19 protein-coding genes are annotated in these 24,061 nt (G+C 61.3%); 11 read left to right on the top strand and 8 right to left on the bottom strand.

What is annotated here, in order from left to right; genetic code table 11:
• Positions 1-100: 100 nt before the first annotated feature.
• Positions 101-3,352: a carbamoyl-phosphate synthase large subunit gene (carB, locus tag B2828_RS14960; protein ID WP_479634572.1), complete on the top strand. Its 3,252-nt coding sequence runs from the start codon at positions 101-103 to the stop codon at positions 3,350-3,352.
• Between the two features lie 41 nt (positions 3,353-3,393).
• Here carB and B2828_RS14955 read toward each other — a convergent pair whose 3' ends face one another.
• Together B2828_RS14955 and B2828_RS14950 are read right to left on the bottom strand one after the other, a co-directional pair.
• A complete protein-coding gene (locus B2828_RS14955; RefSeq protein WP_479634571.1) occupies positions 3,394-4,500 on the bottom strand; it encodes a glycosyltransferase family 9 protein in 1,107 nt (368 codons plus the stop codon).
• Between the two features lie 10 nt (positions 4,501-4,510).
• Complete coding sequence (locus B2828_RS14950; RefSeq protein WP_479634570.1) at positions 4,511-5,677, bottom strand: glycosyltransferase family 4 protein; 1,167 nt, start codon at positions 5,675-5,677, stop codon at positions 4,511-4,513.
• A gap of 203 nt (positions 5,678-5,880) precedes the next feature.
• Here B2828_RS14950 and B2828_RS14945 point away from each other — a divergent pair, with 203 nt between their 5' ends.
• Positions 5,881-6,951: a glycosyltransferase gene (locus tag B2828_RS14945; protein ID WP_479634569.1), complete on the top strand. Its 1,071-nt coding sequence runs from the start codon at positions 5,881-5,883 to the stop codon at positions 6,949-6,951.
• On the opposite strand, the gene B2828_RS14940 is transcribed toward B2828_RS14945, so the two are convergent.
• The 4 genes from B2828_RS14940 to B2828_RS14925 all read right to left on the bottom strand — a co-directional run bounded on the left by B2828_RS14940 (position 6,940) and on the right by B2828_RS14925 (position 12,764).
• Positions 6,940-8,631 (bottom strand): glycosyltransferase, encoded by a 1,692-nt coding sequence (locus B2828_RS14940; protein WP_479634568.1) that lies wholly within the window; start codon positions 8,629-8,631, stop codon positions 6,940-6,942. The genes B2828_RS14945 and B2828_RS14940 overlap by 12 nt on opposite strands.
• Before the next feature lie 117 nt (positions 8,632-8,748).
• Positions 8,749-10,521, bottom strand: coding sequence for a glycosyltransferase family 2 protein (locus B2828_RS14935; RefSeq protein WP_479634567.1), 1,773 nt, complete (start codon positions 10,519-10,521; stop codon positions 8,749-8,751).
• A 105-nt stretch (positions 10,522-10,626) separates the two neighbouring features.
• Positions 10,627-11,745 carry a glycosyltransferase gene (locus B2828_RS14930; protein WP_479634566.1) on the bottom strand — a complete coding sequence of 373 codons (1,119 nt, stop codon included), beginning with the start codon at positions 11,743-11,745 and terminating at the stop codon, positions 10,627-10,629.
• Positions 11,742-12,764, bottom strand: coding sequence for a glycosyltransferase family 9 protein (locus B2828_RS14925; RefSeq protein WP_479634565.1), 1,023 nt, complete (start codon positions 12,762-12,764; stop codon positions 11,742-11,744). The genes B2828_RS14930 and B2828_RS14925 overlap by 4 nt, the downstream gene beginning before the upstream one ends.
• Positions 12,765-12,949: 185 nt before the next feature.
• Between B2828_RS14925 and B2828_RS14920 the strand changes: the two genes are divergently transcribed.
• Positions 12,950-14,182, top strand: coding sequence for a glycosyltransferase (locus tag B2828_RS14920; RefSeq protein WP_479634564.1), 1,233 nt, complete (start codon positions 12,950-12,952; stop codon positions 14,180-14,182).
• A 63-nt stretch (positions 14,183-14,245) separates the two neighbouring features.
• The gene (locus B2828_RS14915; RefSeq protein WP_479634563.1) at positions 14,246-15,010 is read left to right on the top strand and encodes a glycosyltransferase family 2 protein; all 765 of its coding nucleotides are present in this window, start codon (positions 14,246-14,248) and stop codon (positions 15,008-15,010) included.
• Positions 15,011-15,016: 6 nt separating this feature from the next.
• Here the strand turns inward: B2828_RS14915 and B2828_RS14910 are convergent, their stop codons facing one another.
• Entirely contained in the window at positions 15,017-15,454 is a 438-nt protein-coding gene (locus tag B2828_RS14910; RefSeq protein ID WP_479634562.1) for a YacP-like NYN domain-containing protein, read from the bottom strand.
• Positions 15,455-15,747: 293 nt separating this feature from the next.
• Here B2828_RS14910 and B2828_RS14905 point away from each other — a divergent pair, with 293 nt between their 5' ends.
• From B2828_RS14905 to B2828_RS14885, 5 genes are all read left to right on the top strand, one after another.
• Positions 15,748-16,080: a hypothetical protein gene (locus B2828_RS14905; protein ID WP_479634561.1), complete on the top strand. Its 333-nt coding sequence runs from the start codon at positions 15,748-15,750 to the stop codon at positions 16,078-16,080.
• 104 nt (positions 16,081-16,184) lie between these two features.
• Positions 16,185-17,030 carry an alpha/beta hydrolase family protein gene (locus B2828_RS14900; protein WP_479634560.1) on the top strand — a complete coding sequence of 282 codons (846 nt, stop codon included), beginning with the start codon at positions 16,185-16,187 and terminating at the stop codon, positions 17,028-17,030.
• Between the two features lie 25 nt (positions 17,031-17,055).
• The gene (locus tag B2828_RS14895) at positions 17,056-17,907 is read left to right on the top strand and encodes an EamA family transporter (protein ID WP_479634559.1); all 852 of its coding nucleotides are present in this window, start codon (positions 17,056-17,058) and stop codon (positions 17,905-17,907) included.
• Between the two features lie 40 nt (positions 17,908-17,947).
• A complete protein-coding gene (locus B2828_RS14890; protein ID WP_479634558.1) occupies positions 17,948-18,487 on the top strand; it encodes a 5-formyltetrahydrofolate cyclo-ligase in 540 nt (179 codons plus the stop codon).
• A gap of 239 nt (positions 18,488-18,726) precedes the next feature.
• The gene (locus B2828_RS14885) at positions 18,727-20,505 is read left to right on the top strand and encodes a phosphoenolpyruvate carboxykinase (GTP) (RefSeq protein WP_479634557.1); all 1,779 of its coding nucleotides are present in this window, start codon (positions 18,727-18,729) and stop codon (positions 20,503-20,505) included.
• An 803-nt stretch (positions 20,506-21,308) separates the two neighbouring features.
• On the opposite strand, the gene B2828_RS14880 is transcribed toward B2828_RS14885, so the two are convergent.
• On the bottom strand, positions 21,309-21,887 hold the full coding sequence (locus B2828_RS14880) for a DNA-3-methyladenine glycosylase I (protein ID WP_479634556.1): 579 nt from the start codon (positions 21,885-21,887) through the stop codon (positions 21,309-21,311).
• 336 nt (positions 21,888-22,223) lie between these two features.
• On the opposite strand from B2828_RS14880, the gene B2828_RS14875 reads away from it, so the two are divergent.
• Complete coding sequence (locus tag B2828_RS14875; RefSeq protein WP_479634555.1) at positions 22,224-22,832, top strand: hypothetical protein; 609 nt, start codon at positions 22,224-22,226, stop codon at positions 22,830-22,832.
• 220 nt (positions 22,833-23,052) lie between these two features.
• Complete coding sequence (locus B2828_RS14870; RefSeq protein ID WP_479634554.1) at positions 23,053-23,862, top strand: manganese catalase family protein; 810 nt, start codon at positions 23,053-23,055, stop codon at positions 23,860-23,862.
• Positions 23,863-24,061: the final 199 nt, after the last annotated feature.

Genomic DNA, 24,061 nt, shown 5'->3' with positions numbered 1-24,061 from the left:
GGCGCAGTCTTATCCCGCGGTTCATAACCATGAGCGGGTCACTCATTTTTCTGGAAAGTTGACTCGGCAGATGCTCTAGTTTCCGGCACGTTTTTACCCGATGCCTAAGAATACCGACCTCAAGAAAATCCTCCTCATCGGCTCCGGCCCCATTGTTATTGGCCAGGGCTGCGAATTTGACTATTCCGGCGTTCAAGCCTGCAAGGCGCTGGCGGAGGAGGGTTATGAAGTCGTGCTGGTGAACTCCAACCCGGCCACGATCATGACCGATCCGGAGTTCGCCTCCCGCACCTACATCGAGCCGATCACCGCCGAAGTCGTCGAAAAAATCATCGAGGCCGAGCGTCCCGACGCCCTCCTGCCCACCCTCGGCGGCCAGACCGCCCTCAATACCGCCATGGAACTGGTGCGCAACGGCGCGCTGGAACGCCACGGGGTCAAGCTCATCGGCGCCAACGCCGAGGCCATCGAAAAAGGCGAGGACCGGCAGAAGTTCAAGGACGCGATGATCAAGATCGGCCTCGACGTGCCGAAATCCGGCACCGCCCATTCTCCCGAGGAAGCCCGCAAAGTCGCCGCTGAGATCGGCACCTTCCCGCTCATCATCCGCCCGGCCTACACCCTCGGCGGTGCGGGCGGCGGCATCGCCTACAACCGCGAGGAATACGATACCATCATCGCCCGCGGCCTCGATCTTTCCCCGGTGAGCGAAGTGCTCGTCGAAGAGTCTCTGCTGGGCTGGAAGGAATACGAGATGGAAGTGATGCGCGACCGCAACGACAACTGCGTCATCATCTGCTCCATCGAGAACTTTGACCCGATGGGCGTCCACACCGGCGACTCCATCACCGTCGCCCCGGCCCAGACCTTGAGCGACCGGGAATACCAGGTCATGCGCGACGCCAGCTTCGCCGTCATCCGCGAGATCGGCGTCGAGACCGGCGGGTCCAACATCCAGTTTGCCGTCAACCCCGAGAACGGCCGGATGATCGTCATCGAGATGAACCCGCGCGTCTCCCGCAGCTCCGCCCTGGCCTCCAAGGCCACCGGGTTCCCCATCGCCAAGATCGCCGCCAAGCTGGCCGTCGGCTACACGCTCGATGAAGTCCGCAACGACATCACCCGCGAAACGCCCGCCTCCTTCGAGCCGACCATCGACTACTGCGTCGTCAAAATCCCGCGCTTCGCCTTCGAGAAATTCCCGCAGGCCGACTCCACGCTGACCACGCAAATGAAGAGCGTCGGCGAGGCGATGTCCATCGGGCGCACGTTCAAGGAATCGCTCCAGAAGTGCCTCCGTTCGCTCGAAATCGGCCGCGCCGGTCTCGGTAACGATGGCAAGAAACTCCCCGCCCAGCTCCCCGACGGCACCTGGGATATCGATCTCATCACCCGCAAGCTGGCCACGCCGAATTTCCTGCGCGTCTTCTACCTGCGCTACGCCTTCCTTGCCGGGTTCGACCTGGAGAAAATTTTCGACCTCACCAAGATCGACCGCTGGTTCCTCATGCAGATCCAGCAGCTCGTCAACGAAGAGATCGCCTACGTCAACGACCCGCAGAACATTCCGCTCCTGCGCGCCAAGAAGCTCGGCTTCTCCGACAAACAGCTCGCCCAGATGGCGGGCGTTACCGAGGCCGAGATCCGCTGCCAGCGCAAAGACGCCGGGATCATCCCGACCTACCGCCTCGTTGATACCTGCGCCGCCGAGTTCGAGGCCTACACCCCTTACTACTACTCCACCTACGGCGACGAGAACGAGACCAAGCCCTCCGATGGCCGCAAGAAGGTCATGATCCTCGGCGGCGGGCCCAACCGCATCGGCCAGGGCATCGAGTTCGACTACTGTTGCGTCCACGCCTCCTTCGCCCTGCGCGAAAGGGGTTTCGAGACCCTGATGGTCAACTCCAACCCCGAAACCGTCTCCACCGACTACGACACCAGCGACCGCCTCTACTTCGAGCCGCTCACCCTGGAAGACGTGCTCAACATCTACGAGCAGGAGCAGTGCTGGGGTGTCATCGTCCAGTTCGGCGGCCAGACCCCGCTCAACCTCGCCAACGGCCTTAAGGCCAACGGCGTCAACATCCTGGGCACCCAGCCCGAGAGCATCGACACCGCCGAGGACCGCAAGAAATTCGCGGCGATGATCGACAAGCTCGCCCTCCTCTGCCCGCCCAACGGCACCGCCACCAACGAGGCCGAGGCCGTCGAAGTCGCCACCCGCATCGGCTATCCCGTGCTCGTCCGTCCGTCGTTCGTGCTCGGTGGCCGCGCCATGGAGATCGTCTACAACGAAGCCGACCTGCGCCGCTACATCCGCACCGCCGTGGAAGCCAGCCCCGAGCGCCCCGTGCTCGTCGACCGCTTCCTGGAGGACGCCACCGAGGTCGATGTCGACTGCATCAGCGACGGCGAGACCGTCGTCATCGGCGCCATCATGGAGCACATCGAATACGCGGGCATCCACTCCGGCGACTCCGCCTGCGCCATCCCCTCCTTCTCGCTTTCCCAGACCGTCAAGGACAACATCGCCGACGCCACCCGGGCCATGGCCCTGGAGCTGAAGGTCAAGGGCCTCATGAACGTCCAGTTTGCCGTCAAGGACGAGGTCGTCTACATCCTCGAAGTCAACCCGCGTGCCTCGCGCACCGTGCCCTTCGTCTCCAAGGCGATCGGCGTGCCGCTGGCCAAGTACGCCGCGCGCATCATGGCGGGCGAGACGCTGGCACAGATCGGCTTTACCAAGGAAATCGTGCCGACGCACTACTCCGTGAAAGAAGCCGTCTTCCCGTTCATCAAATTCCCGGGAGTCGACATCGCCCTCGGGCCGGAAATGAAATCGACCGGCGAAGTCATGGGCATCGACTCCACCTTCGGCCTGGCCTACGCCAAGGCGCAGATGGCCGCCCAGCCGCAGCTCCCGAAGGGCGGCAACCTCTTCATCAGCGTGCGCGACAGCGACAAGGCGCACGTGGTGGAACTGGCTGCGGGCTTTGCCAAGCTCGGCTTCAAGCTCTTCGCCACGGGCGGCACCGCCAAGGCCCTCTCGGGCGCGGGCGTGGCCGTCACCAAGCTCTTCAAGGTCGCCGAGGGCCGTCCCAACGTGCTCGACATGATCAAGAACGGCGAGATTGCCTTCGTCATCAACACCCCGAGCGGCAAAATCCCGCGCGAGGACGAGGTGAAGATCCGCAGCGCCGCCGTGGCCAACCGCATCCCGATCATGACCACGCTCGACGCCGCCAAAGCGAGCTTGAGCGGCATTGAGGCGATGAAGGAAAAGGGGCTCAACGTCCGCCCGATCCAGGATCACCACAAGCGGCTCGCGGAGAGCGTCCAGGGGCGGTAAGCGCCCGGCGCTTCAACGAGCTTCACTTGATCTACGGTGCTCTACGCGCCGACCGGGCGAGGGGCGACGCCGCCTCTCGCCAGCAGGCGTTCGATGGCCTCCCAGACCTCCTGGTCGGGAATGCCGTCCATTGATTCGGGCGTCGGGGAGGCGGGGTTTTTCCTCGCAAGCTCGATCACCTCATGATTCCCGGACCGGTCCAGCGGCCCCACGTCGCTTGCCGGAATGCGGTAGTGATGGATGGAGACGGTGGGGCACTTGACGGCGAAGGCGAGGTGCATCACGCCGGTGTCTGAGCTGACCAGCAGGCGGGCAAAGGTGAGCAGCGCCGCGGTTTCCTCCAGCGTGGTCTTGCTGCACAGGTTGATCACGCCAGGGCAGGCGCTCTCGATTGCGGCGGCCTGCGGTTCATTGTCGTGGCCTCCGGTGAGCACCACGGAGAGGTCGTAGCGCTCGCGAAGCCACCGGATCGCCCGGATATAGGCTTCCACGGGCCAGTTGCGCCAGCCGAGCGTCGTTCCACCGCCGGTTTGGAAGATGAGGTAGGGCTTCTCGATCCACCCTGCAAACCGCTGCCGCACTGCGGAACGCTCCGCCTCCGTTGGGGCATAGACCATCGAGCTGTCTCCCGGCAGCCCGCCCGCGGCTTCCGCCACAGACATCATGCGTGCGGTCATGTGGCCTCGGTTGGGCGCGTCCACGGGGTGGGAAAGTAAAAAGGTGTAGGGCTCGCTGCGCCAGAGCGGGCCGAAGAGCGCCCGGCGGTTGATGCAGTAGGCCAGCGGAAGCACCTCTGTGTTGGTATTGAGCAGAACCACGATGTCCGGCCGGTTCCTTCTGAATCTCCAGAGCAGCCGAAGGGCATAAAGCGGCGATTTTCCGTAGGAAACGACCTCGGCCACGTCCGGGTGGTGAAGGGCAATGGTCCGGCGCTTGTGATGGGCGCAAACGACGATCCGTGCGCGCGGGTAGGCTTTCTTAAGACTGCGGATCGCGCCGCCTTGGAACAGCGCGTCGCCGATGCCGGTGCAGCTGAAAACCAAAATCAGCGACGGGTCGCGGGGAACGGGCCCGGGGACGGGCGGAAAAACCCGGCTCACGGCGCGGAAGAAGGCGAGGGTGAAAGCCTGAACGAATCGGTGCCACATGGCGTGGAGGTTAGCAGGAGGCGGTGATAACTTCCCGCAGGTCTTTGATAAAGCGCGGGATGCTGTGGGTTTCGCGGATGTAGTCGACGGCGGCGCGGGCTTTTTGGGAATAGAACTCGTCGTCCTCCATCATGCGGCGGATGGCGGGGATGAACCGGTCCACGCCCTCGAAGCCGTCGCCGTTGATCTCGCCCACGAACTCGCCGAAGCGCTCCGCGAGCCCCTCCCGCTCCAGGCAGGTGACGAGTGTGGCACCGTAGGAGAGCCCCTCCAGCCAGGAAATCGGGATGCCCTCCCAGATGGCCGTGGAGAGCATGACGCGTGAATCCTTGAGAAGCTGCTTCTTTTTCTCCCCGTCGTCGTGGCCGACGAAGTGAAGGTTGGGGAGGTTGGAGAGGTCGCCCTTCATATACGGCGCGAGCATGCGGCGGTTGTCCTCGGGGTTGCGGAAGAACTGCCCGAGGACGTAAAAATCATATTCCGGCATCCGTTTGGCGACTTCGCAGAAAAGCCAGCAGCGTTTTTGCGCCTCGAGGCGGCCCAGGAAGACGACCGCTTTTTTCTTCTTGGCGAGGTCGAACTGGAATTCCCAGTCGATATCCACCGGGTTCGGGAGAAAGCGCACGGGTGTCTCTTTAGGCAGGTGGTAGAGCTCGATGCCTAGCGGATTGAGCGAGCGCCCCTGGGAGATGAAGGCGACCCGCTTCTGCGCGTTGAGCTTTTCGACGAAATTGTAGATCTTGGGGTTGAAGAAAAAAGGGCACTTGAGGGATTGCAGCGTATTGACGATGCACCAAGCCGATTCCGGGCGCGGGTCCTGAATCCAGAGAATCAGGCGCTTGGAGGGGTCGGGCTCGTTTTTAAGGGCGTAGGTGCTGGTCAGTTCGATGCTCAGGTAGACGCTGTAGTTCTGCTTTTTGAGCCAGCGTTTCGCGAAGAACGACCACCGGGGAAGCCGGTAGAGCGTGCAGCCGTCCTCTTCGTAGCGCTGGGCGGAAAAGTTCTTTTTGCCCCGGCCCAGCAGCACCTCGACCTCGATCTGCTCGTTGGGAATGTATTTGGCGACGTATTTGCGGGCCAGAAAGCCGTAGCCGCCGTAAGGGGTGCCCGCGCCTCCAAAGAATTCGTCAATGATCAATCCGACTTTGATTTTCCGGCCTGCGGTGTTCGATGTCATGAGTTAGAGGGCTGTCGCGTGTGGGGAGGTATACTGGATAATGGAGGCCTTTTTTCAATAGCAATATCAGCGTTTCCAGCGGCGAGCCGGGGGCGGGATCGGGGGATTTCCGCCTTGACGCGAGAGGCGCGGCTTCGCGAAACTTTGCTGCAAGTTTCATGGACGGTTCTTATTTATCAACGCGGATCCTTTGCCTGGGAGATTTGAGTTTTCAGAAGGAGCGGGAGTGCGACCTGTGCTTTTTCCTACACTATGCGAATGCCGATTTCGTTCATTGCGGAGCGAAGCCAGCCGTTCATGCCGTGGACCGGTGCATTTCCCTCACGGAGGCCCGGCGGAATTATCTTGCGGAAAAGTATGACCTGGTAATAGCCGGTAAACTGCCGACGCTGGAGCCGAATCCGCGAAAGTCGTTTTTCCACCGCTGGGCGGGGGTCGCGGGCAAGGTGTGCCGAGTAGCTGCCGCTTGGCGGGGGGCACGGGTGGCGCGGTTGTTGGAGCTTTTCGCCCCCCGGCTGGTCGTCCTGGATATGGAGGACCGCCCCATCATCGATAACATGCGCTTCCGCGCGGCCTCGCTTTGCCGCCTTTACTTTAAGCGGGAGCTGCCGCAGAACCCGTGCAACGCCTTTCTCTACACCACGGCCAGGAATGAGGATAACGGTAATATCCAGCGGCAGCGGGGGTTCGCGAAGATCCTCGCGAAACTGAGGCCGATTTCGCTCGGTGTCGAGCCGGGCCTGGCTGGGGAGATGGGGCTTGGGAATGTGGGCAAGAAATACGACGTATTCTTCGCGGGGACGACCTACAACCGGCCCACGCGCCTTTCCGGGCTGGAGCAGCTGCGCAGGCTGCGGGCGGAGGGCTACCGGGTCGATCTTCCGGAAGAGCGGCTCTCGCAGAAGGAATTCTGGCAACGCTGCGCGCAGTCGCTGGTGGTCTGGTGCCCGGAGGGGTTCGGGTGGGATTGCTTCAGGACGTATGAAACGGCCGCGGTGGGGGCGGTTCCGCTCATCCAGTACCCGACGATTCAACGCCATGCGCCGCTCATCGACGGCGAACACGCGCTCTACTACGGCGTCGAAGAGGGGCAGCTCTACGTGAAACTCAAAACGGCCTTGGCCGACCGGGAGCATTTGCGCGAAATGGGCCGCCGCGTGCGGGAGCACGTGGAGCGCTACCATACCTTTGATTTCCTGGCGCGTTACGTGATTGAGGAGAGCCTGAAGGCGATCCAGGCCCAGGAGCCCCAGGCCGCCGAGCTACTCGGCTAGGCTCTTTTCCCAAAAATGGCGGCTGGTCAGCTCAGGGAGCGCTTCGCGGTAGTCCTCGCGGATACGGTCGAAGTTGCTCCAGAAATGATACAGGCGGCGCAGGAAAAGCAGGTATTCCTTGAAGAAACGCTTCTTGTCGTGAACCGCAATAAAGCCGCACTGGAGCGGTTCGTATTCGTAGTAGACTTTCCGGTAGCGGAAGATGGCCCGCGCATTGCCATCGAACCCCTTTTCATGGAGAAGTACCTGCTTTTTCAAGAGACAGGAGGGGAGCAAAAAGCCATTCAGTGTCAGTTTCCGCAACAGGCTATTGAGGCTGCGGTGTTTCTCTGTGAAGTGACTTAAGGGAATTTGGCTTTTGTCCCGGGAGGCCAGTTTTTCATCTGAGGGGATGGCGGCGAGCTGGGAAAAGACATCGTTCATGGCGAGGTTGTCGCGCCAGAATTGCGGCCCCTCGGCGACATGTTTAAGCGCCAGCGAAATCGCGGCGGCGGAAGCGTAGCAATAAGAGTTGAGCTGCGCTCTAAAGAACCGGTGGATGAGCTTGCAGAGCTTCGCTTTTTTGAACGCCGAGGCTGCGATCTGGAAGGCAAGATGGCACCGCGTGTCCAGGTAATGAGTGGTCGGTCCGGATTTATACGCGAAATCGCCACTCCAGCAGGCCACTCCATTCGGGACGCAGATTTGGAAGCGGTTCATGACCGAAAAAACGGCGTCATCCCCCCTGACAAAAAAGGGAAAGGCGTAGATACAGACGCTGCTGAGCTTAAATCCGAAAAACCACCAGGCTCCGTAGTTGGCCGTTTTTCCTGAGGGTTCCGCTTTCAGCAAATCGTGGATGTTCCTAACGTCCAGTTTGGGATTGAGCGGGTGGAAGTCTCCATCAAAGAGGCCGCCCGTTTCAACCAGCCGAAAGGGCTCCAGTTCCCGCAGTAAACCTCCTGCTACGGCAAGTTTGGGATTTTGGGCATGGGCGAGGAGGGCATAGGTGCGGCGGATCGATTCGGTTTCGCACGAAGCGTCGTCGTCCATGAAGAGGCCGTGGGTGAAGCGACCGGAATCTTCCAGATGCAGGAGCCCGCGCATGAATCCGCCGGAGCCTCCGAGGTTGCAGTTGGGGATCAGCGTAATGCCCTCGGCCTCGTGAGGAAGGATGGTGCGCGAGTTGTCCACGACGATCAGCTCGATCCTGTCGCGGTAGAGCGGGTCTGTTAGCAAATCCCGCTTGAGCCTCTCAATGGCGGGCAGGACGAATTCGCGCCGATTGTAGTGTGTAATGACGACCCCCAGGCGCGCTTCGCATTGCGGTGGGGTCTGGGTGGCGTAGGAGCCTCCGGTGAATGCGGCGTCAGCCTCCAGGGCGGTCAGTGAAAAATAAAGCAGCCCCGACTCCAGCTTTTCCCAGAACTTTAGGTCGACGCGTGTCTCGGTTTCCCCGAGGGCGATTTCCTGCTCGCTGAGGCATTGATAAAGAGCCCCTGCTTGATGCAGCCTGAAGCGCAGCTGGAAGCGCCCCCGGCCCGATAAAAAGAGCGTCAAATCCCGGATTTGCGTGTGCTGCTTCCAGGCATCGACCGTCAACGCGTTGAAATAGGTGTCAAAGGTGATTTGGCTGCCGATACCCAGAAGGATGCTTGGTTCATTCGGGCGGAAGATGCAGCCCTCTCCCTCCTTTCTCACATACATTTCATCCGGCGCTTCAAAACAGAGATTGGGCAGTACTAACCGCTGCAGGAAAAAAAAGGGCGTCGGATGCATGGGTTGATTTTTTGGGGCAGAGCGAGCCAAGCGACCGCGCTAGGCGGATAATTTCTTTTCCCAAAAATGACGGCTGGTCAGCTCGGGAATCGCTTTGCGGTACTCGTCGCGAAGTTTTCCAAAATGGAGCCAAAAGCGAAACAGCCGCGGCAGAAAGATGATGAGTTCCTTGAAAAAGCGTTTTTTATTATGGACCGCAACAAATCCGAGTCCCAGCGGTTGATATTCGTAGTAAACTTTATTGTACCGGAAGATTGCCCACGTATCGCCGTAAAAGCCTTTATCCTGAAAGAGCATCCACTTCTTTTTGAAAAACCAGAGGGGCACCAAAAAACCATTGAGCGTCAACAATCTCCAGAGCTTGTAAATAGCGCGACGTTTCCTATGAAAGCGCTGCAAGGGATAGTGCCCCCGGTCATGAGCAGCCATTTTTTCATCCGAGGGAATGCTGGCAAGCTGCGGGAACACGTTGCACATATCGGCGTTTTCAGCCCAAAAGCGTGGGCCTTGGGAAACGTGCTCCAGGGCCAGGGACATCGAAGCGGCGGAAGCGTAGAGGTAGGAGTAGAGCTGGTTGATGAATCTCTTATATATCCACCAGCAAATTCCAGCCCTGGTCCACGAAGATGAGGTGAGCTGGAGCGCCAAGTGGCATCGGACGTCCAGGTACTGGGTGGATGGCCCGGCTTTGTATGCGAAATCCGGAGCCCAAGTGGCCACTCCGTTGAAGGTGCAAATATCAAAGTGGTTGTGCAGTGAGAAGGCGATGTCGTCGCCTTTGACAAAAAACGGGAATGCATAGGCGCTCACGTCGCTCAATTTGAACCCGAAAAACCACCACCCGCCAAAGTCGGGGGCTGCATTCTGTTGTTCCACTTTCAGTAGAGCCCAGACATGTCGGGCATCCAGCCAGGGGTTGATCCCATGACAGGTGCCGTCGAATATGCCGCCCACGTCGGTCAAACGGAAGGGTTCAATCTCCCTCAACAGGCCCCCTGCGACTGCCAGTTTGGGGGTTTGGGAATAGGAGAGAAACGAATAGGTTCGCAGGATCGAGTCTGGCTCGCATGCGCCGTCATCGTCCATGAAAAGGCAATGGGTAAAGCGGCCGGAATCCTCCAGATGTAGGAGCCCGCGCATGGTTCCGCCGGAGCATCCTAAGTTGTGGTTGGGGATTAGTGTGGCTCCCTCTGTCTCTGCGGCGAGAAGAGTCTGGGAGTTGTCCACAACGATGAGCTCGACTTTGCCGCGCAGGAATGGATCTTCCAGCACTCCTCGGCGGAGGCTCTGAATGGCGGGCAGGACGTATTCACGCCGGTTGTAGTGGGTAATAACGATTCCGAGGCGAGCCTTGTATTCCGGCGGGGTTTTTGTGGCATAATACCCGCCGCTAAACACGGTGTTATCCTCCATCGCGGTCAGGGAAATATAGAGCAGCCCGTCCGTAAGGCATGGCCAAGACTCCAGATCGATGCGCTGTTCCTCTCCATGGAGGGTGATTTCGGATTCGCTCAGCCATTGATGGAGTGGTCCCTGTTGATGCAATCCGAGGCGCAGCAGAAAGCGGCCTCGGCCTGAAAGGAAGAGGGAGAGATCTTGAACTTTAGTGTGCTGTTTCCATGCGCGGATCGCCAGGGTGTTGAAGTAGGTGTCGAAAGAAATCCCACTCCCTTTGTCCAGGTAAATCAACGAATCGCTCAGGGAAAAGATGCCTTGGCTATTACTTCTCCGAACATACATTTCCTCCGGTGCGTGGCAGTGAAGATGAGGTAGAACAAGGCGTTGGAGGACGAAGAATTCTGATGAGTTCATAGAATGTGTGTGGCGCATCGGGGAAATGGGTTCCTTGTAGGCCGGGAAAGACAATCATCCGCACTCTGAGCGAGAGCGGACGAGACCGTCAATGTGATTTAAGAATTACCTGGGATGACTCAGGAAAAGAACCTCCTGGTAAAGGGCGTCCAGCCCTGCGAGCATGGCGTCTGCGCTGAATTTTTCCTGGACGGTCTCATGACCTCCGGTGGCCAGCGCGGTTCTCAGCGGCTCGTTATCGTAAAGCTTGCGAATGGCGTTGACCAGGGCGTCTACGTCTTTCGGAGGGACGAGCAGGCCGTTTTTCCCTTCTTCGATCAGCTCGACGACGCCGCCCACGGGGGTGGCGATGACCGGCAGGCGGGAGGCCATGGCTTCCAGGGCTGCGATGGGCAAGCCTTCCCAGCGGGAGGGTAGGACAAAGATGTCGAAGGCGTGGATGAAATCGCTCAGGTCCCGGCGCGCGCCGGTTAAGAAAATGGCGTCCTGGGCTCCTCTCCGCCGGATGCGCTCGGCCAGTGAGTCCCGCAGGGTCCCGTCGCCTACGATGAAGGCTTTGAGCTCGGGAATTTCGCCCCGCAGGCGCGCGACGGCGTCGATCAGGAAGCGGTGGCCTTTCTGCGTTTCCAGCCGTCCGATGGACCCGAGGACGAAGGCCTTCGGGGGGATGCTCAGCCGTTCGCGCGCTTCCTGGCGGCTGGGCGCGTTTGCCCATTTGGAGAGGTCCAGGCCGTTGCGGATGGTGGTGACTTTTTGCGGGGAAACCCAGTCCCTCTGGATGACGTAGTCGCGCACGAGGTCGGAGACGGCGACGATTCTGGCCGTTTTCCAGGAGAGCAGCCAGTTGTAGATTCTCCGCTTGAGCTTGAATTTCGCGTAGACGTTGTGCTCGGTGGTGATGGCGGGGACTCCGGCGTACCATGCGGCGATGCGGGAATAGAGCCCGGCGTGGTAGAGGTGCGAGTGGACGAGGTCGATGTGTTTCTCCCGAATGAGCCGGTAGAGGCTGAGGCAGGCGGCGAGATCGAATCCCCGTGTGGTGTGGCCCCAGGAGACGATGTCGATGCCGAGGGCGCGGATTTCCTCGCCGATTTTCCCGAGGGCTCCGATGCAGCATATGACGGGCTCGTACTTGGAGCGGTCGATGTTTTTCGCCACCGTGAGCATCAGTTCCTCCGCGCCTCCGATGGGCAGGGTCATGTAGACGTAGAGGACTCGGATCATGGTAAATGGGTTTGGGCGGGGTAAAGGAGGGCGATGGCCTGTAGGACGGTCTCGATGGGCAGTTCGCTCAAGGGGCGGATGGGGGTGTCGGGGGCGAAGTGGGTGACGGGGCCGGGGGTGCCGGGGTAGAGGATGATGGCCCGGGGGTGCCGGGGTCTCCAGACATGCGGGTTGGTCTGGCCAAAGAGGGCGATTTGCGGGGTGCCAAACGCTGCGCCAATGTGGACGGGGGCGGAGTCCATGCTCAGGAGGAGCGAGGCTCGACGGATGATGGCGCAGAGGCCCATGAGGTCGATTTTGCCCGACAGGTCGTGCGGCGCGGTGTGCAAGTGCGCGCGGATGGCCGCCAGGTGGGTTTGTTCGAAGGAGTCGTTGCTGCCGGTGATGACGCAGGGTAGGCCCAGCTGGCCCTGGCAATGGTCGATGACGGCGGCCCATTTTCCCGGCTCCCAGTATTTTTCCGCCCGGGCGGTGCCGGGGTGGACGACGGCAAAGGGCCCTTTGATGCCAAGCTCGGCCAGGCGCTCTTCGGTTTGCCGCTCGGTCTCGGGGGGCGGGGTTAGCTCGATGGGGGGCGGGGTGGCGGCGTCGTGGCGGATGCCCAGGGGGGCGAGCAGGTTGAGGTGGTGGTCCACGGTGTGGCAATCGACCACGTTGGAATCGACAAATTCGTTGTAGGCCCAGGCCCGGTGGGGGTAGCGGCGGGTGTGCTTGAAGGTAATGCGCCGCCGGGCCCCCGAAAGGAGGGCGAAGAAAGCGGCCCGGTCGTTGCCTGTGAAATCCAGGCAGATGTCGTATTTCCCCCGGGCCAGGCGGCTGAGCAGCTCGGTATTAAGGCTGTGGCGGCGGTAGATGAGCGCTTCGTCTACGGTGGGGATGCCTGGTAGGAGCCCCTGACAGCCCTCCAGCAGGCAGAGCGTCAGGCGCGCCTCGGGGAAGGCGGCTTTCAGGGCGTGCAGCGCCGGGAGCGTCAGAATCAGATCGCCGATCCTTTTGAGTTCAAGGACAAGGATGTTCATGGAATGGCGCTGCGGATGGAGTCATGACCGAAAAGCGCCGAGGCTAGGGGATCAACCGGGGCATTTCAAGTTTTCCCTCCGGTGGGTGGCGGATACTCCACGAGGGGAGTGGGAGGGTTTCTCTGATCCTTTGATGGTGGAAAACGAGGCGACCGCCGGTTTTTCCCCGCCCGATGTGGGGCTGCATGGAAGCTCCCTCGATTTTTTTCCCCTCAGCGGTGGCGCCGGTTCCCCGGCGGGATGCTGCTCGGCGTCCCGTGGCGGTGCAGTACTGCGCTACGTTTCTTAAGCCGGAGATGTTCCACATTTACCGCCAGATCACAGCTCTGGAGAACTGGCGGCCCCACGTGATCTGCCAGAAGCGGGAGGGGGGCGGGCGGTTCCCTTTTGATGAAACGGCTCTGACGGTCCTGCCTAAGCCGCGCACGCATTCGCTTCGGCGAATCTGGGTGAAGCAGATCCGGCAGCGCCCGGTGATGATCTACAAGAGCGAGGCCCGGCGGATCGCGGAGGAGATCGAGCGGGTGGGGGGGCAGGTGCTGCATGTTTATTTTGGCAATATCGCTGTGCATACGCTGCCGCTGCTGAGGCATTCGCCGGTGCCGGTGGTGGTCTCTTTCCACGGGGCGGATGCGGGGGTGGATATGGACTGGCCCGCCTACCGGGGGGCGATTCAGGAGACCTTCCAGGTGGCGGCGTTGGTGCTGGCCCGTTCGGAGGCGCTCGGGCAGCGGTTACTGGAGGCGGGCTGCCCGCCGGAGAAGCTCCGCATTCACCGCACCGGTATTCCGCTGGAGAATTTTCACTTGGCGCTGCGGGCGTTTCCCTGGGACGGAGGCTGGAGATTTTTCCAAGCCTGCCGGTTGATTCCCAAGAAGGGCCTTCACACCGCGCTGCGGGCGTTTGCGACCTTTGCTGCGGCGCATCCGCGGTCCACATTTACCATTGCCGGGGATGGCCCCTTGCTGGGGGAACTGCAGGCGCTGGCCTCTGAGCTGGGGGTGGCGGAGGCGGTTCACTTCACGGGGTTCCTACAGCCCGGGGCGCTGGCGGAGCAGTTGGCCGCGGCCCATGTGTTTGTCCACCCGAGCGAAATCGGCCCCGATGGCAACCAGGAGGGGGTGCCCAACTCGATGCTGGAGGCCATGGCGACCGGGATGCCCGTGGCGGCGACTCGGCACGGCGGCATTCCCGAGGCGGTTGAGGAGGGGGTAAGCGGCTACCTCGTTGCGGAACGGGATGCCGAGGCGCTGGCTGAGGCGCTGGAGCGCATTACCGCCGACCCGATTCGCTACCGGCTTATGGGCGCGGCGGCGGCCCGGGCCGTGGCGGAGGGCTTCGAAAGTCACCACCAAGCCCAGACGCTGGAACGGATCTACGAGGAGGCGGCTGCGATGGGCGCCCTGGCCACGGTGTAAGGGGCGGCTGGGTGGCGAGAGGGGTTGCCGGGAGCGGCTTTTTATGATTCGCTTGGCACCTCCATGAGCCTGCCCCTGTCCCTAGCCATCATCACCTGCAACGAGGAGGAGAACCTCCCCCGCCTGCTGGAGAGCGCCCGGGGGTTGGCCGCGGAAATCGTGGTGGTCGATTCCGGCTCCACGGATGCGACGGAGACAATCGCGCGGGCCGCCGGGGCGAAGTTTCTCAAAGCACCCTGGGAGGGGTTTATTATCCAGAAAAATCGGGTGCTTGAGGCCTGCACGCAGCCGTGGGTGCTCTTTCTGGATGCCGACGAAGCGCTTTCGCCGGAGCTGGCCGCTTCGCTGGAAGGCCTTTTTGCGGGGGGCGCGGCTCCGGAGGCTGACGGTTACTGGATCAACCGGCGCACGTGGTACCTGGGGGCGTGGATCTGGCATGCGTGGTACCCCGAATGGCGCTTGCGGCTGGTTCGGCGTGGTACGTGCCGCTGGGGTGGGATGGACCCGCACGCGGCGCTTGAGTTTAGCGGCAAGACGGCCCGGCTCCCGGGTGATTTGCTCCATTATTCTTTCCGAGACCTGGAGGACCACCTACGCCGTACGGTCGGCTACTCCCGCACCATGGCGCGCTCCTATGCCGCGCGTGGGCGCAAGTTCCAGTGGCGCTGCCTGCTTTTGTCGCCGATTTTCGCCTTCATTAAGCCCCTGGTGCTCAAGGGCGGCTGGCGCGACGGCTGGCGCGGGTTCGTGATCGCGGGGGTCCGGATGTTTGACTGCTTTGCCAAGTACGCCTTTCTGCTCGAGCACGAGCGGAATGGGAAAAAGTAGGCGCTTCTACTTCCGCCGGTGCTTTTTCAGGTCGCGCTGGAGGTCGGCTGCGGCCGATTCGATCATCCCGTGGAGGATTTCCGTGGAGATGCAGTTCGCGCCGAACCCGGTCACGGTGTCCTGTTCCGCCACGTCGTTGGTGGCCACGGTGAGGTCGTGGGTGTGGCCGTAGGCTGCGGCGAGCCGTTCGATGACGCTGTCGGCGGTGACGCTGCTGCCGGAGTAGAAGATCTGGATGCCGCCAGGCGTGCTGGCTTCGTTGGAGCGCTCGCCGCCCTGGCCGTCGAAGACGACCACGACCCGGGTGCCCGAGGTATCCTGGTACTGTGTGAGCTTTTGGATGAGCGCGTCACGCGCCAGGACCATGCGGCGGCGGTGGAGCTCCGTCAGCTCGGGCCACGAAAAAATGGCGCTGTGGCCGTCTACGATGAGGAAACGAGCCATGCGCCAGATTGTTTTTTCTAGAGGAGCCCTTTTTCTAAAAGGTGCTCTGATGGAAGAAAGGACTTACTTCTTCGCCTTCGGGGCGGCTGCGGCTTCGAGCTTGGCGATTTTTTTGCGTTCGTTGTAGGCTTTGCGGCGGCGGCGTTTGAGAACGGTTTTCAATTGTTGACCCATAGGAGCGCAATTTTACGCGCTTCGGGGCACTCGGTGCAAGAGAAGAGCATTGGAAATTATTCAATTTGAACTGCTCCGTTGTTGCCGGATGCGGCATTTTATGCTTGGCTCTGCGCCCAATGAACTTGTCCCCCTCCCGCGTCATGGTCGCGGCGGCTTGCTTTAGCCTTGCCGCCTGCGCCACTCACCGTAACCGCGCTATTGAAGCCCCCATCAAAGCTCCGCCCGTGGTTGTCGGGAAGGTCGCACTTGTCCGTGCCGACGCGGGCTTCGCGCTCGTTCAGACGGCCGCCAAGCTCGAAACCGGCGAGACGCTCACCTCCCGCGACAAGGATGGCGCCGCGACGGCTACGCTGAAAGTCAGCGCCGAGAAGAAGCAGCCCTTCATCATCGGCAATATTGCCAAGGGCACGCCCAAGGCGGGTGAGCTCGTGACCAAGGAGCCCTTCTAGAGCGGCGACGGTTCGTCCGGTTCGGTTATATCCAACCAAATTTCAACAGACGGGGCGCAGGTTGCTTTTGCAATCCGCGCCCCGTTTGCCTATTGCTTTACTCCATGAAGATCAACGGGCTGGCGAGTATGATTCTAGCCGCAACTTTCTTTGGGGCGGCGGGCGCGTTCGCGGTGCCCACCTCTGAGGATGCCGCTCAGGCTCCGGTGAAAAGCGGAGGCGCTCTCGCGCAGTTCCCCAAGGCGCTGCCCCATCCCTCGCGGCAGATCAGCCATGCCAGCCCGAACTTCGATTTCAAGAAAGAGCAGTTCTTTATCCACGTGCCCCCCTCCTACACGGGCCGGGAGCCCTATGGGCTGATCGTCTACATCGCCCCCAGCCCCGCGCAGACCGCGCTCCCCGGCGGCTGGGATGCGGTGCTGGATGCCAAGAAGCTCCTCTTCATCTCGCCGCAGGACGTCGGTAACAGCCAGCCTAACGAACGCCGCAACGGCCTGGCAGCGTTCTCGGCCCTGGCGATGATGAAGTACTACAACATCGACCGGAACCGCGTTTACTCGGCGGGACATTCCGGCGGGGCCCGGGTGGCTTGCGACATCGCCTTTTACGCGCCGGACCTCTTTAAGGGAACGCTCCAGAGCTGCGGCACCAATTTCTACAAAGCGGTGCCCCAGGTGGCCGTGACGAGTGCCGATAAGGCGGCTCACCCCGAGGATTACGGCGTGGCGCCCATCTCCCGGGCGGAGGCGGATGCCGCCCGCTTAAAGGTAAAGTTCGTCATGATTACCGGGCCCAACGACTGGCGCTACCGCTACATCCAGGATATTTATAACGGCGGCTTCCTGCCCGGGCACTATAAGGCGAAGCTCCTGGACATCCCTGGCATGGGCCACCAGGTCTGCGGTGGCGAGGCGCTGCAAGCGGCGCTCGATTTCCTCAGTCAGCCGTAGGTTTCCCGCTCCGGGCGCTTCGACCATGGGCTTTCTGTATCTGTTCTTTGTCGTTGTGGCGATAACGACCACGGCTCTGGTCGCCAAGCTGGCCGCGCGCCGGGGAGTGAGCGCGCTGGCGCTTTCCAATGCCCTGTTTTTCGTCAGCACGCTGCTGGGCGCGGTGGTTTTCTGGCGGCACGGCGGGGCGGAGATTACACCCCGGGCTCTGGCCATCTGCGCGCTGGGCGGGGTCGGCGGGGCGTTCGCGGTCCTGGCGTTTAACCAGGCTGTGCGCATCGGGCATTTTGGCTATTCCAACGCCATTTACCGCTCGGCGTTTCTTGTGCCGGTGATTTTTGCGCTGGTTGCACTGGATGCGCCGTTGGGCCTCCCTAAAGCCGTCGGGATCGCCTGCATTCTGGCGGGGATTTTTCTGATGTCCTGCACGCCGCAGCTCGGCGGGGCCTCGGGCAAGGCGGCGATCAACCTCCGCTGGGTGGCACTCATTCTCCTCGCCTTTTTCCTCAGCGGCGGGCCCCGCATCGGCCAGACGCTCACCAAGGTCCATCACGTGGACGACGTGCTCTATCTTTTCCTCTCCTACGCCATCGGCGCGGTGATCCTGATCGCCATTTCCGGGAAATCGGCCTTTCAGCGGGCGGCGCTCCCGTGGGGGAGCTTGGCGGCGGTGGCCAGCTACCTGGGCGTCTGGTTTACGCTCAAGGCTCTGGAGCGGCTCAGCCCGCACGTCGTCTTCCCGATCTCCCTTTCCGGCCCCATTCTCCTCGGGCTCGGCTTTTCGCTGGTGCTCTTTCGCGAGCGGATCGCCCCGCGCGGGTGGGCTGGCATCGCCTTGGGGCTGGGCGGCATCGCTGTCCTTTCTGTGTGGAAATAGACTGGTTATTCCCGCGCGCGGCGCAATGATGGGGGGCACCGTGACCAAAGCCGAACTTCGCAAGGCCATCCGGGTGCGGCTCGCGGCGCTGAGCCCGGAAGCCGTCGCCAAAAAATCCGCCGCCATTTGCCTGGACCTCTCGCGCACCCCCGCGTGGCACGAGGCCCGGACCGTCGGCCTTTTTGCACCGCTCGATACCGAGCCGAACGTGGATCTCCTCTGGGCCGTGCTTGGCAAAAAGACCGTCTGCTACCCGCGCGTTTGCGGCGACGACCTCGTTTTCCTGCGCGTTGCCGGGCGCGAGGCCCTCCTGCAATCCGCTCTGTGGAACCTCATGGAGCCGCCCCACAAAGACGAACACATCGTCAAGCCGGAGAAGATCGACCTGCTCATCGTTCCCGGCGTTGCCTTCACCGCTGACGGCCACCGCATGGGGCGCGGCAAGGGGTTCTACGACCGCTACCTGGCTTCGCCGGGACTGCGCGCCACGGCCTTTGGGGTCTGTTTTTCAGAGCAACTTGTGGCCCATCTGCCGGTCGAAGAACACGACCGCCCGATGGCCCGGGTCTTCGCCGCGTAGGCAGGGGCCAATAGGGCCCGTTTTTTGCCCCGCTGCCCGTTTATGAACCTTTCGGCGGGCCGGTTTCCCTAGGGGAACTTCTGCGGGTAGGCCAAAAAAAGTTCCTAAAAACCCTCTGGTCAAACCCTGAAAAAATTAACAACATAGACCAACACGTGGTGAAAAGTTGGCAAAAGGCACACAGCCTCCCCCCTTTTTGTCTTCTCAAGCCACCACCTGCCCAAAGAAAAAAAAGAAACATGTCTACATTCGGCACCACTAAGCCTACCAACCAGGCCGTTCTCGACTTCGTCAAAGAGACGGCGGAACTCACCACGCCCGACCAGATTTTCTGGGTCGACGGCTCCGAGGCAGAAAAGGATTACCTCTATGATTTGGCCGTAAAGGAAGGCCTCCTCATCAAGCTCAACCAGGAAAAGCGCCCCGGCTGCTACTACGGACGCTCTAACCCGAACGACGTCGCGCGCGTTGAGCAGCTCACCTTCATCTGTACGCCTCGCAAGGAAGAAGTTGGCCCTCTCAATAACTGGAAGAGCCCTGAGGATATGCACGCCATCCTCAACGGCCTCCTCAAGGGCGCCCACAAGGGCCGTACCATGTACGTGATCCCTTACCTCATGGGCCCCGCTGGCTCCCCGCTGACGAAGGTCGGCGTTGAAGTCACCGATTCCATCATGGTTGTCCTCAACATGCGCATCATGGCCCGCGTCGGTGCCGTTGCCTACGGACACCTCGGCGACAGCAACGACTTCAACCGCGGCACCCACTCGATGCTCGACATCAACCCCGAGCGCCGCTACATCGCCCACTTCCCGCACGAGAACGCCATCATCTCCGTTGGCTCCAACTACGGCGGCAACGTGCTCCTCGGCAAGAAGTGCCTCGCGCTGCGCATCGGCTCCTTCCTCGGCCGCAACGAAGGCTGGATGGCCGAGCACATGCTCCTCCTTTGCATCGAAAGCCCCGAGGGCAAGAAGAACTACGTCGCCGCCGCTTTCCCGAGCGCCTGTGGCAAGACCAATTTCGCGATGATGATCCCGCCGGAGAAATACCAGAAAGCCGGCTGGAAGATCACCACCCTGGGCGACGACATCGCCTGGATGCGCCCCGGCCCCGACGGCCGCCTGTGGGCCATCAACCCGGAAAACGGCTACTTCGGCGTGGCTCCGGGAACCAACTTCAAGAGCAACCCGAACGCGATGCACAGCGCCTCGCGCGACACCATCTTCACCAACGTCGCCCTCACCGAGGACCTCGACGTGTGGTGGGAAGGCATGGACGGCGAAGTGCCCAAGAAGCTCACCGACTGGAAGGGCAACCCGTGGACGCCCGAGAGCAAGGAAAAGGCCGCTCACCCGAACAGCCGCTTCACCGCTCCGATGCGCAACAACCCGGCCCTCTCCGACGAGGTTGAAGCCGTTAGCGGCGTGCCGATCGACGCCATCATCTTCGGCGGCCGCCGCGCCACCACGATGCCGCTCGTTATGGAAGCCTTCAGCTGGAGCCACGGTGTTTACATCGGCGCCTCCATGGGCTCCGAAATGACCGCCGCCGCCGTGGGTGGCATGGGCCAGGTCCGCCGCGACCCGATGGCCATGCTCCCGTTCGCGGGCTACGACATGGGCGAATACTTTGGCCACTGGCTCGACATGGGCAAGGTGCTCAAGAACCCGCCGATGATCTTCAACGTCAACTGGTTCCGCAAGGACAGCGAAGGTCACTTCATGTGGCCGGGCTTTGGCGACAACATGCGCGTTCTCCTGTGGATCATTGGCCGCTGCAACGGCACCGCCAAGGCCGTCCAGAGCGCCGTGGGCCGTCTGCCGCTGGCCGAGGACATCGACATCGAAGGGCTCAAGGACTTTGGTCCCGAGAAGCTCGCCGAGTGCCTCAAGGTCTGCAAAGACGAGTGGAAGAACGAAGTCGCGCTTCAAACGGAACTCTTCCTCAAGCTCTACAAGACGCTGCCGAAGGAACTCGTTTTCGAACGCGAACTGCTCTCCGCCCGCCTCTCGTAGTCGAGGGCTGACACGCGAAAGATCCTAGAGTAACGTTTCCACGGGCCGGGTTGCCAAAAGCGATCCGGCCCGTGCTGCGTTTTTCTTGGGGCAATATTGCTGGGGGCGATTGTGGATGATACCGCGTGCCTTCGTTCCCAATGGCCTCGTTCTTCTTCGTGCCGAAACTCTATTTCGGCACGCACTTGTCTTCGCAACTCGATTGCGGCAATGGAGTTGCCGGAGCAATGGCGTTCCCAAATGGAGTTTGGGAACGAGAGGGAATGCCAAAGATGCGTACACGAAGGCCGAAAAAAGGCAGAGGGCTCACGCAAAGCCGCAAAGGCGCAAAGAGGGGAACTTCTTGCCTTCGTCTTTTTTGCGCCTTTGCGGCTTTGCGTGAGAATAGAATCTCCTCCTTTTTTGATCTCGTTCCCAATCTCCAGATTGGGAACGTCTTCTGTCTGCGAAGCTCTGATTCGAAGAGAGGAATCTGGAGATTCCCGGACAACTTGCGTTACGAATCTGGAGATTCGTAACGAGGATGATGATGCCGCGTGCCTTCGTCCCCAATGGCCTCGTTCTTCTCGTGCCGAAACTCTATTTCGGCACGCACTTGGTCCCGCAACTCGATTGCGGCAATAGAGTTGCCGGAGCAATGGCGTTCCCAAATGGAGTTTGGGAACGAGGGGAAAAAGGCAGAGGGTTCACGCAAAGCCGCAGAGGCGCAAAGAGGGGAACCTCTTGCCTTCGTCTTTTTTGCGGCTTTGCGCCTTTGCGTGAGAATAAAGTCCCTCTTTTTTCACGCCGCGTGGGAATCGGTATCACCCCAGGCGTGCCGCGCGTTTGCGCCAGGCGCATTCCTTTGAGTGGTCGTTGATGATCCCCACTGCCTGCATCCAGGCGTAGACGATGGTGGGCCCCACGAATTTGAACCCCCGGCGCTTGAGTTCCTTGGAGATTTTCTCCGAAAGTGGCGTGCTTGTGGGAAAGGTCTCGCCGTCGCCCTGGAGCGGCTTGCCGCCGGTGAAGGACCAGCAGAAATCGGCGAAACTCTCGCCCCCACGCTCCATTTCAAGGTAAATCCGGGCTCCCTGGATGGTGGCTTCGATTTTGGCCCGGGCTCGGATGATCCCCGCGTCGTGCAATAGCCGCTCTACGTCGGCCTGGGTGAAGCGGGCCACCTTTGCGGGGTCAAATCCGGCGAAGGCTTTGCGAAAATTCTCCCGTTTGCGCAGGATGATGCTCCACGAGAGGCCCGCCTGGAAGCCCTCCAGCATGAGCATTTCCCAGAGTGCGCGGGAATCGCGCAGCGGTATGCCCCATTCCTCGTCGTGGTAGGCGGCTTCGAGCGGGCCGCTTTGGTCGGCCCAGGAACAACGGGTGGCTGCGGTGGGTTTCATGGAATGCGGGCTCCGGGGTGGGGTGGGGTGGGGGAGCCTTGGGCGGATCGTGCAACGGGGCCGCGGGTTTGTCGAGGCTTGAAGGGGGGGAATGGGGGGCTTTCTGCCGAGGCGTTTTTTCCCCGTGGCACGTTTTACCCGCGCTCGAAAGAGGTGGGGCCGTTCAAGGTCAACAACGAATCGCAAGGCCAAATGACTCCGGTGGTCCGAAAACTGCCTTAGAAGCCTATGAAATACATACCTTGGTTAGCAGTTCTATTAACCACCGCATCGGGCGCCTTTGCGTTTGATTGCGGGTGTTCTTCACAAAAGGTTGTCACGGTCCGGGAACGGGCGGTGCTTCAACCTGTCGCCGAGCAGGTTACGACGTGCGCGGCCCCTGCTCCCGCCTGCGCGCCGATCGAGCATCGGACGGTCTATACGCCCGAATGCCCGAGCTGCCGCTGGGTGGCTCCTGATAAGAATAATCCGGCTTACGTGATTGGCAATATCTTCACGGCGCCGTTCCGGGCGATTACCGGGCGTGAGCTCGGCCAGCCCGATGTTGTGGCTACCCACGAAGTCTCCGAGCCTCTGGCCCGGCGTGTGGTGACCGAATCCACCAAGACCCACTATCGCGTGAACAAGTGCGGTCAGCCGGTGGCAAAGAAGATTACCTCCATCCAGAGCGTTGGGCTTGAGCCTGTGGGCGAGCGCCTGACGACGGTGAAGGTCATTCGCCTGAAACCGGCTCCCGTTGTTGAAAGCTGCGCGCCGGTGGCGGAAAGGGTGATCGTCAATAGCTGCCCGGCTCCCGTTGCGGAGAAGACCGTCATCATCCGGAACTACCCGGCCCCGGTGGCCGAGCGGTTGGTGGTGCCGAGCTGCCCCGCGCCTGTTGCGGAGCGTGTGATCGTCCAGCCGTCTTGCAGTCAGTCCTATGACTCCTGCAATTCCTGCTGGTAAGACAAAACAAATATAGGGGGGAAACGCGGCGGTCGGAGAGGGACATAACTCTCCGGCCGCCTTTTTTTTTGCCCGCTTGCCGCCGGTTCGGTTCTCGGCAGTACTGGCACCCCCGGCGGTGGAATTCCTTCCGTATTTTTTATACGTCGGCGTGGCCTTTCCCCCTTTGGTTGTCTCCGCAGGGTGCCGCCCGTAACTAAACAAGAGGAACAGGAAAACCATGTATCATCACATCAAACAGCTCATGTACACCGTCAACGTGGGGACGCCCGATCCCCGCTTTGGCAATATGCTTCTGGAACAGTTCGGTGGGGCCAACGGCGAGCTGGCCGCGGCCATGCAGTACACCATCCAGGGCATTAACTGCGAGAATGCGGGTATTAAGGACCTCCTCATGGACATTGGCACCGAGGAGCTCAGCCACCTGGAAGTGGTCGGCACGCTGGCCCGGGCCCACCTCAAGCCGATGAAGAACCGGGCGGAAAGCGTCGACTCCGATCCGCTCATCGTCATCGCGGGCGGCGGCGGCGTCTGTTTACACAACTCTGCCGGGAACCCGTGGACGGCTGATTATCTCAAAATCACCGGCGAAGTGGAGGTGGACCTCCGCAGCAACATCGCCGCCGAGGCCCGGGCTAAGATCGTCTACGAGCGCCTCCTCGGGTACACCGATGACGCCGGGACGCTCGACGCCCTTAACTTCCTCATGTCGCGCGAGATCACGCACATGAAGTCCTTCCAGAAGGCGCTCGACAGCATTGGGCGCGATATTTTCTCCATCGGGGAGGTTCCGCCCATGAAGGAGGTCGTCAACGTCTACTTCAACGACTCCACCGGCCGGGGCGAGGCGGGCAGCGACGAGCGCGGACCCTGGAACGAGGGAGCGGACTGGGATTTTGTCGACGCACCCGGTTTCCCGAGCGTCACCCCCCTGGCGCACGACGGCGAGGCCGGGGGCGCTGCCGCCCACTCGCGGGCAGGGCGTACCGGCCACGGGGTGATCCCGAAGCCGCATCAGCCGGGGCGTTAACAGGCTGTTAAAACAGCGAGCAATCGCCAGATTGAAGCAAGTTTGGCGTCAAAACGGAAATTTTCCGGCGCGTGAGGCCTCTAGTTGCCGCACGCGCCGGTTTTTTTAAAGAGGAATTAGGGCTCGAAACTTGATGCCGTGGGAGAGGAAAAGGGGGGGGCTCATGGCAAGCCCAAAATGGGTTTTTACGGAAATTTTT

The sequence above is a fragment of the Spartobacteria bacterium UBA695 genome, assembly GCA_002298145.1.
In the GTDB taxonomy this organism is placed as follows: Bacteria; Verrucomicrobiota; Verrucomicrobiia; order Chthoniobacterales; family Chthoniobacteraceae; genus UBA695.
Note: the sequence above shows the minus strand (reverse complement) of the source record. Positions and strands in the feature narration are given on the sequence as shown.

Excerpts from the sequence above, each read along its gene's own strand:
- carB (WP_479634572.1), top strand. The coding sequence starts at position 101 with ATGCCTAAGAATACCGACCTCAAGAAAATCCTCCTCATCGGCTCCGGC.
- B2828_RS14885 (WP_479634557.1), top strand. The coding sequence starts at position 18,727 with ATGTCTACATTCGGCACCACTAAGCCTACCAACCAGGCCGTTCTCGAC.
- B2828_RS14910 (WP_479634562.1), bottom strand. The coding sequence starts at position 15,454 with ATGGCTCGTTTCCTCATCGTAGACGGCCACAGCGCCATTTTTTCGTGG.
- B2828_RS14950 (WP_479634570.1), bottom strand. The coding sequence starts at position 5,677 with ATGACATCGAACACCGCAGGCCGGAAAATCAAAGTCGGATTGATCATT.
- B2828_RS14930 (WP_479634566.1), bottom strand. The coding sequence starts at position 11,745 with ATGATCCGAGTCCTCTACGTCTACATGACCCTGCCCATCGGAGGCGCG.
- B2828_RS14895 (WP_479634559.1), top strand. The coding sequence starts at position 17,056 with ATGGGCTTTCTGTATCTGTTCTTTGTCGTTGTGGCGATAACGACCACG.
- B2828_RS14870 (WP_479634554.1), top strand. The coding sequence starts at position 23,053 with ATGTATCATCACATCAAACAGCTCATGTACACCGTCAACGTGGGGACG.
- B2828_RS14920 (WP_479634564.1), top strand. The coding sequence starts at position 12,950 with ATGGAAGCTCCCTCGATTTTTTTCCCCTCAGCGGTGGCGCCGGTTCCC.
- B2828_RS14915 (WP_479634563.1), top strand. The coding sequence starts at position 14,246 with ATGAGCCTGCCCCTGTCCCTAGCCATCATCACCTGCAACGAGGAGGAG.
- B2828_RS14935 (WP_479634567.1), bottom strand. The coding sequence starts at position 10,521 with ATGAACTCATCAGAATTCTTCGTCCTCCAACGCCTTGTTCTACCTCAT.
- B2828_RS14880 (WP_479634556.1), bottom strand. The coding sequence starts at position 21,887 with ATGAAACCCACCGCAGCCACCCGTTGTTCCTGGGCCGACCAAAGCGGC.
- B2828_RS14925 (WP_479634565.1), bottom strand. The coding sequence starts at position 12,764 with ATGAACATCCTTGTCCTTGAACTCAAAAGGATCGGCGATCTGATTCTG.
- B2828_RS14955 (WP_479634571.1), bottom strand. The coding sequence starts at position 4,500 with ATGTGGCACCGATTCGTTCAGGCTTTCACCCTCGCCTTCTTCCGCGCC.
- B2828_RS14900 (WP_479634560.1), top strand. The coding sequence starts at position 16,185 with ATGAAGATCAACGGGCTGGCGAGTATGATTCTAGCCGCAACTTTCTTT.
- B2828_RS14905 (WP_479634561.1), top strand. The coding sequence starts at position 15,748 with ATGAACTTGTCCCCCTCCCGCGTCATGGTCGCGGCGGCTTGCTTTAGC.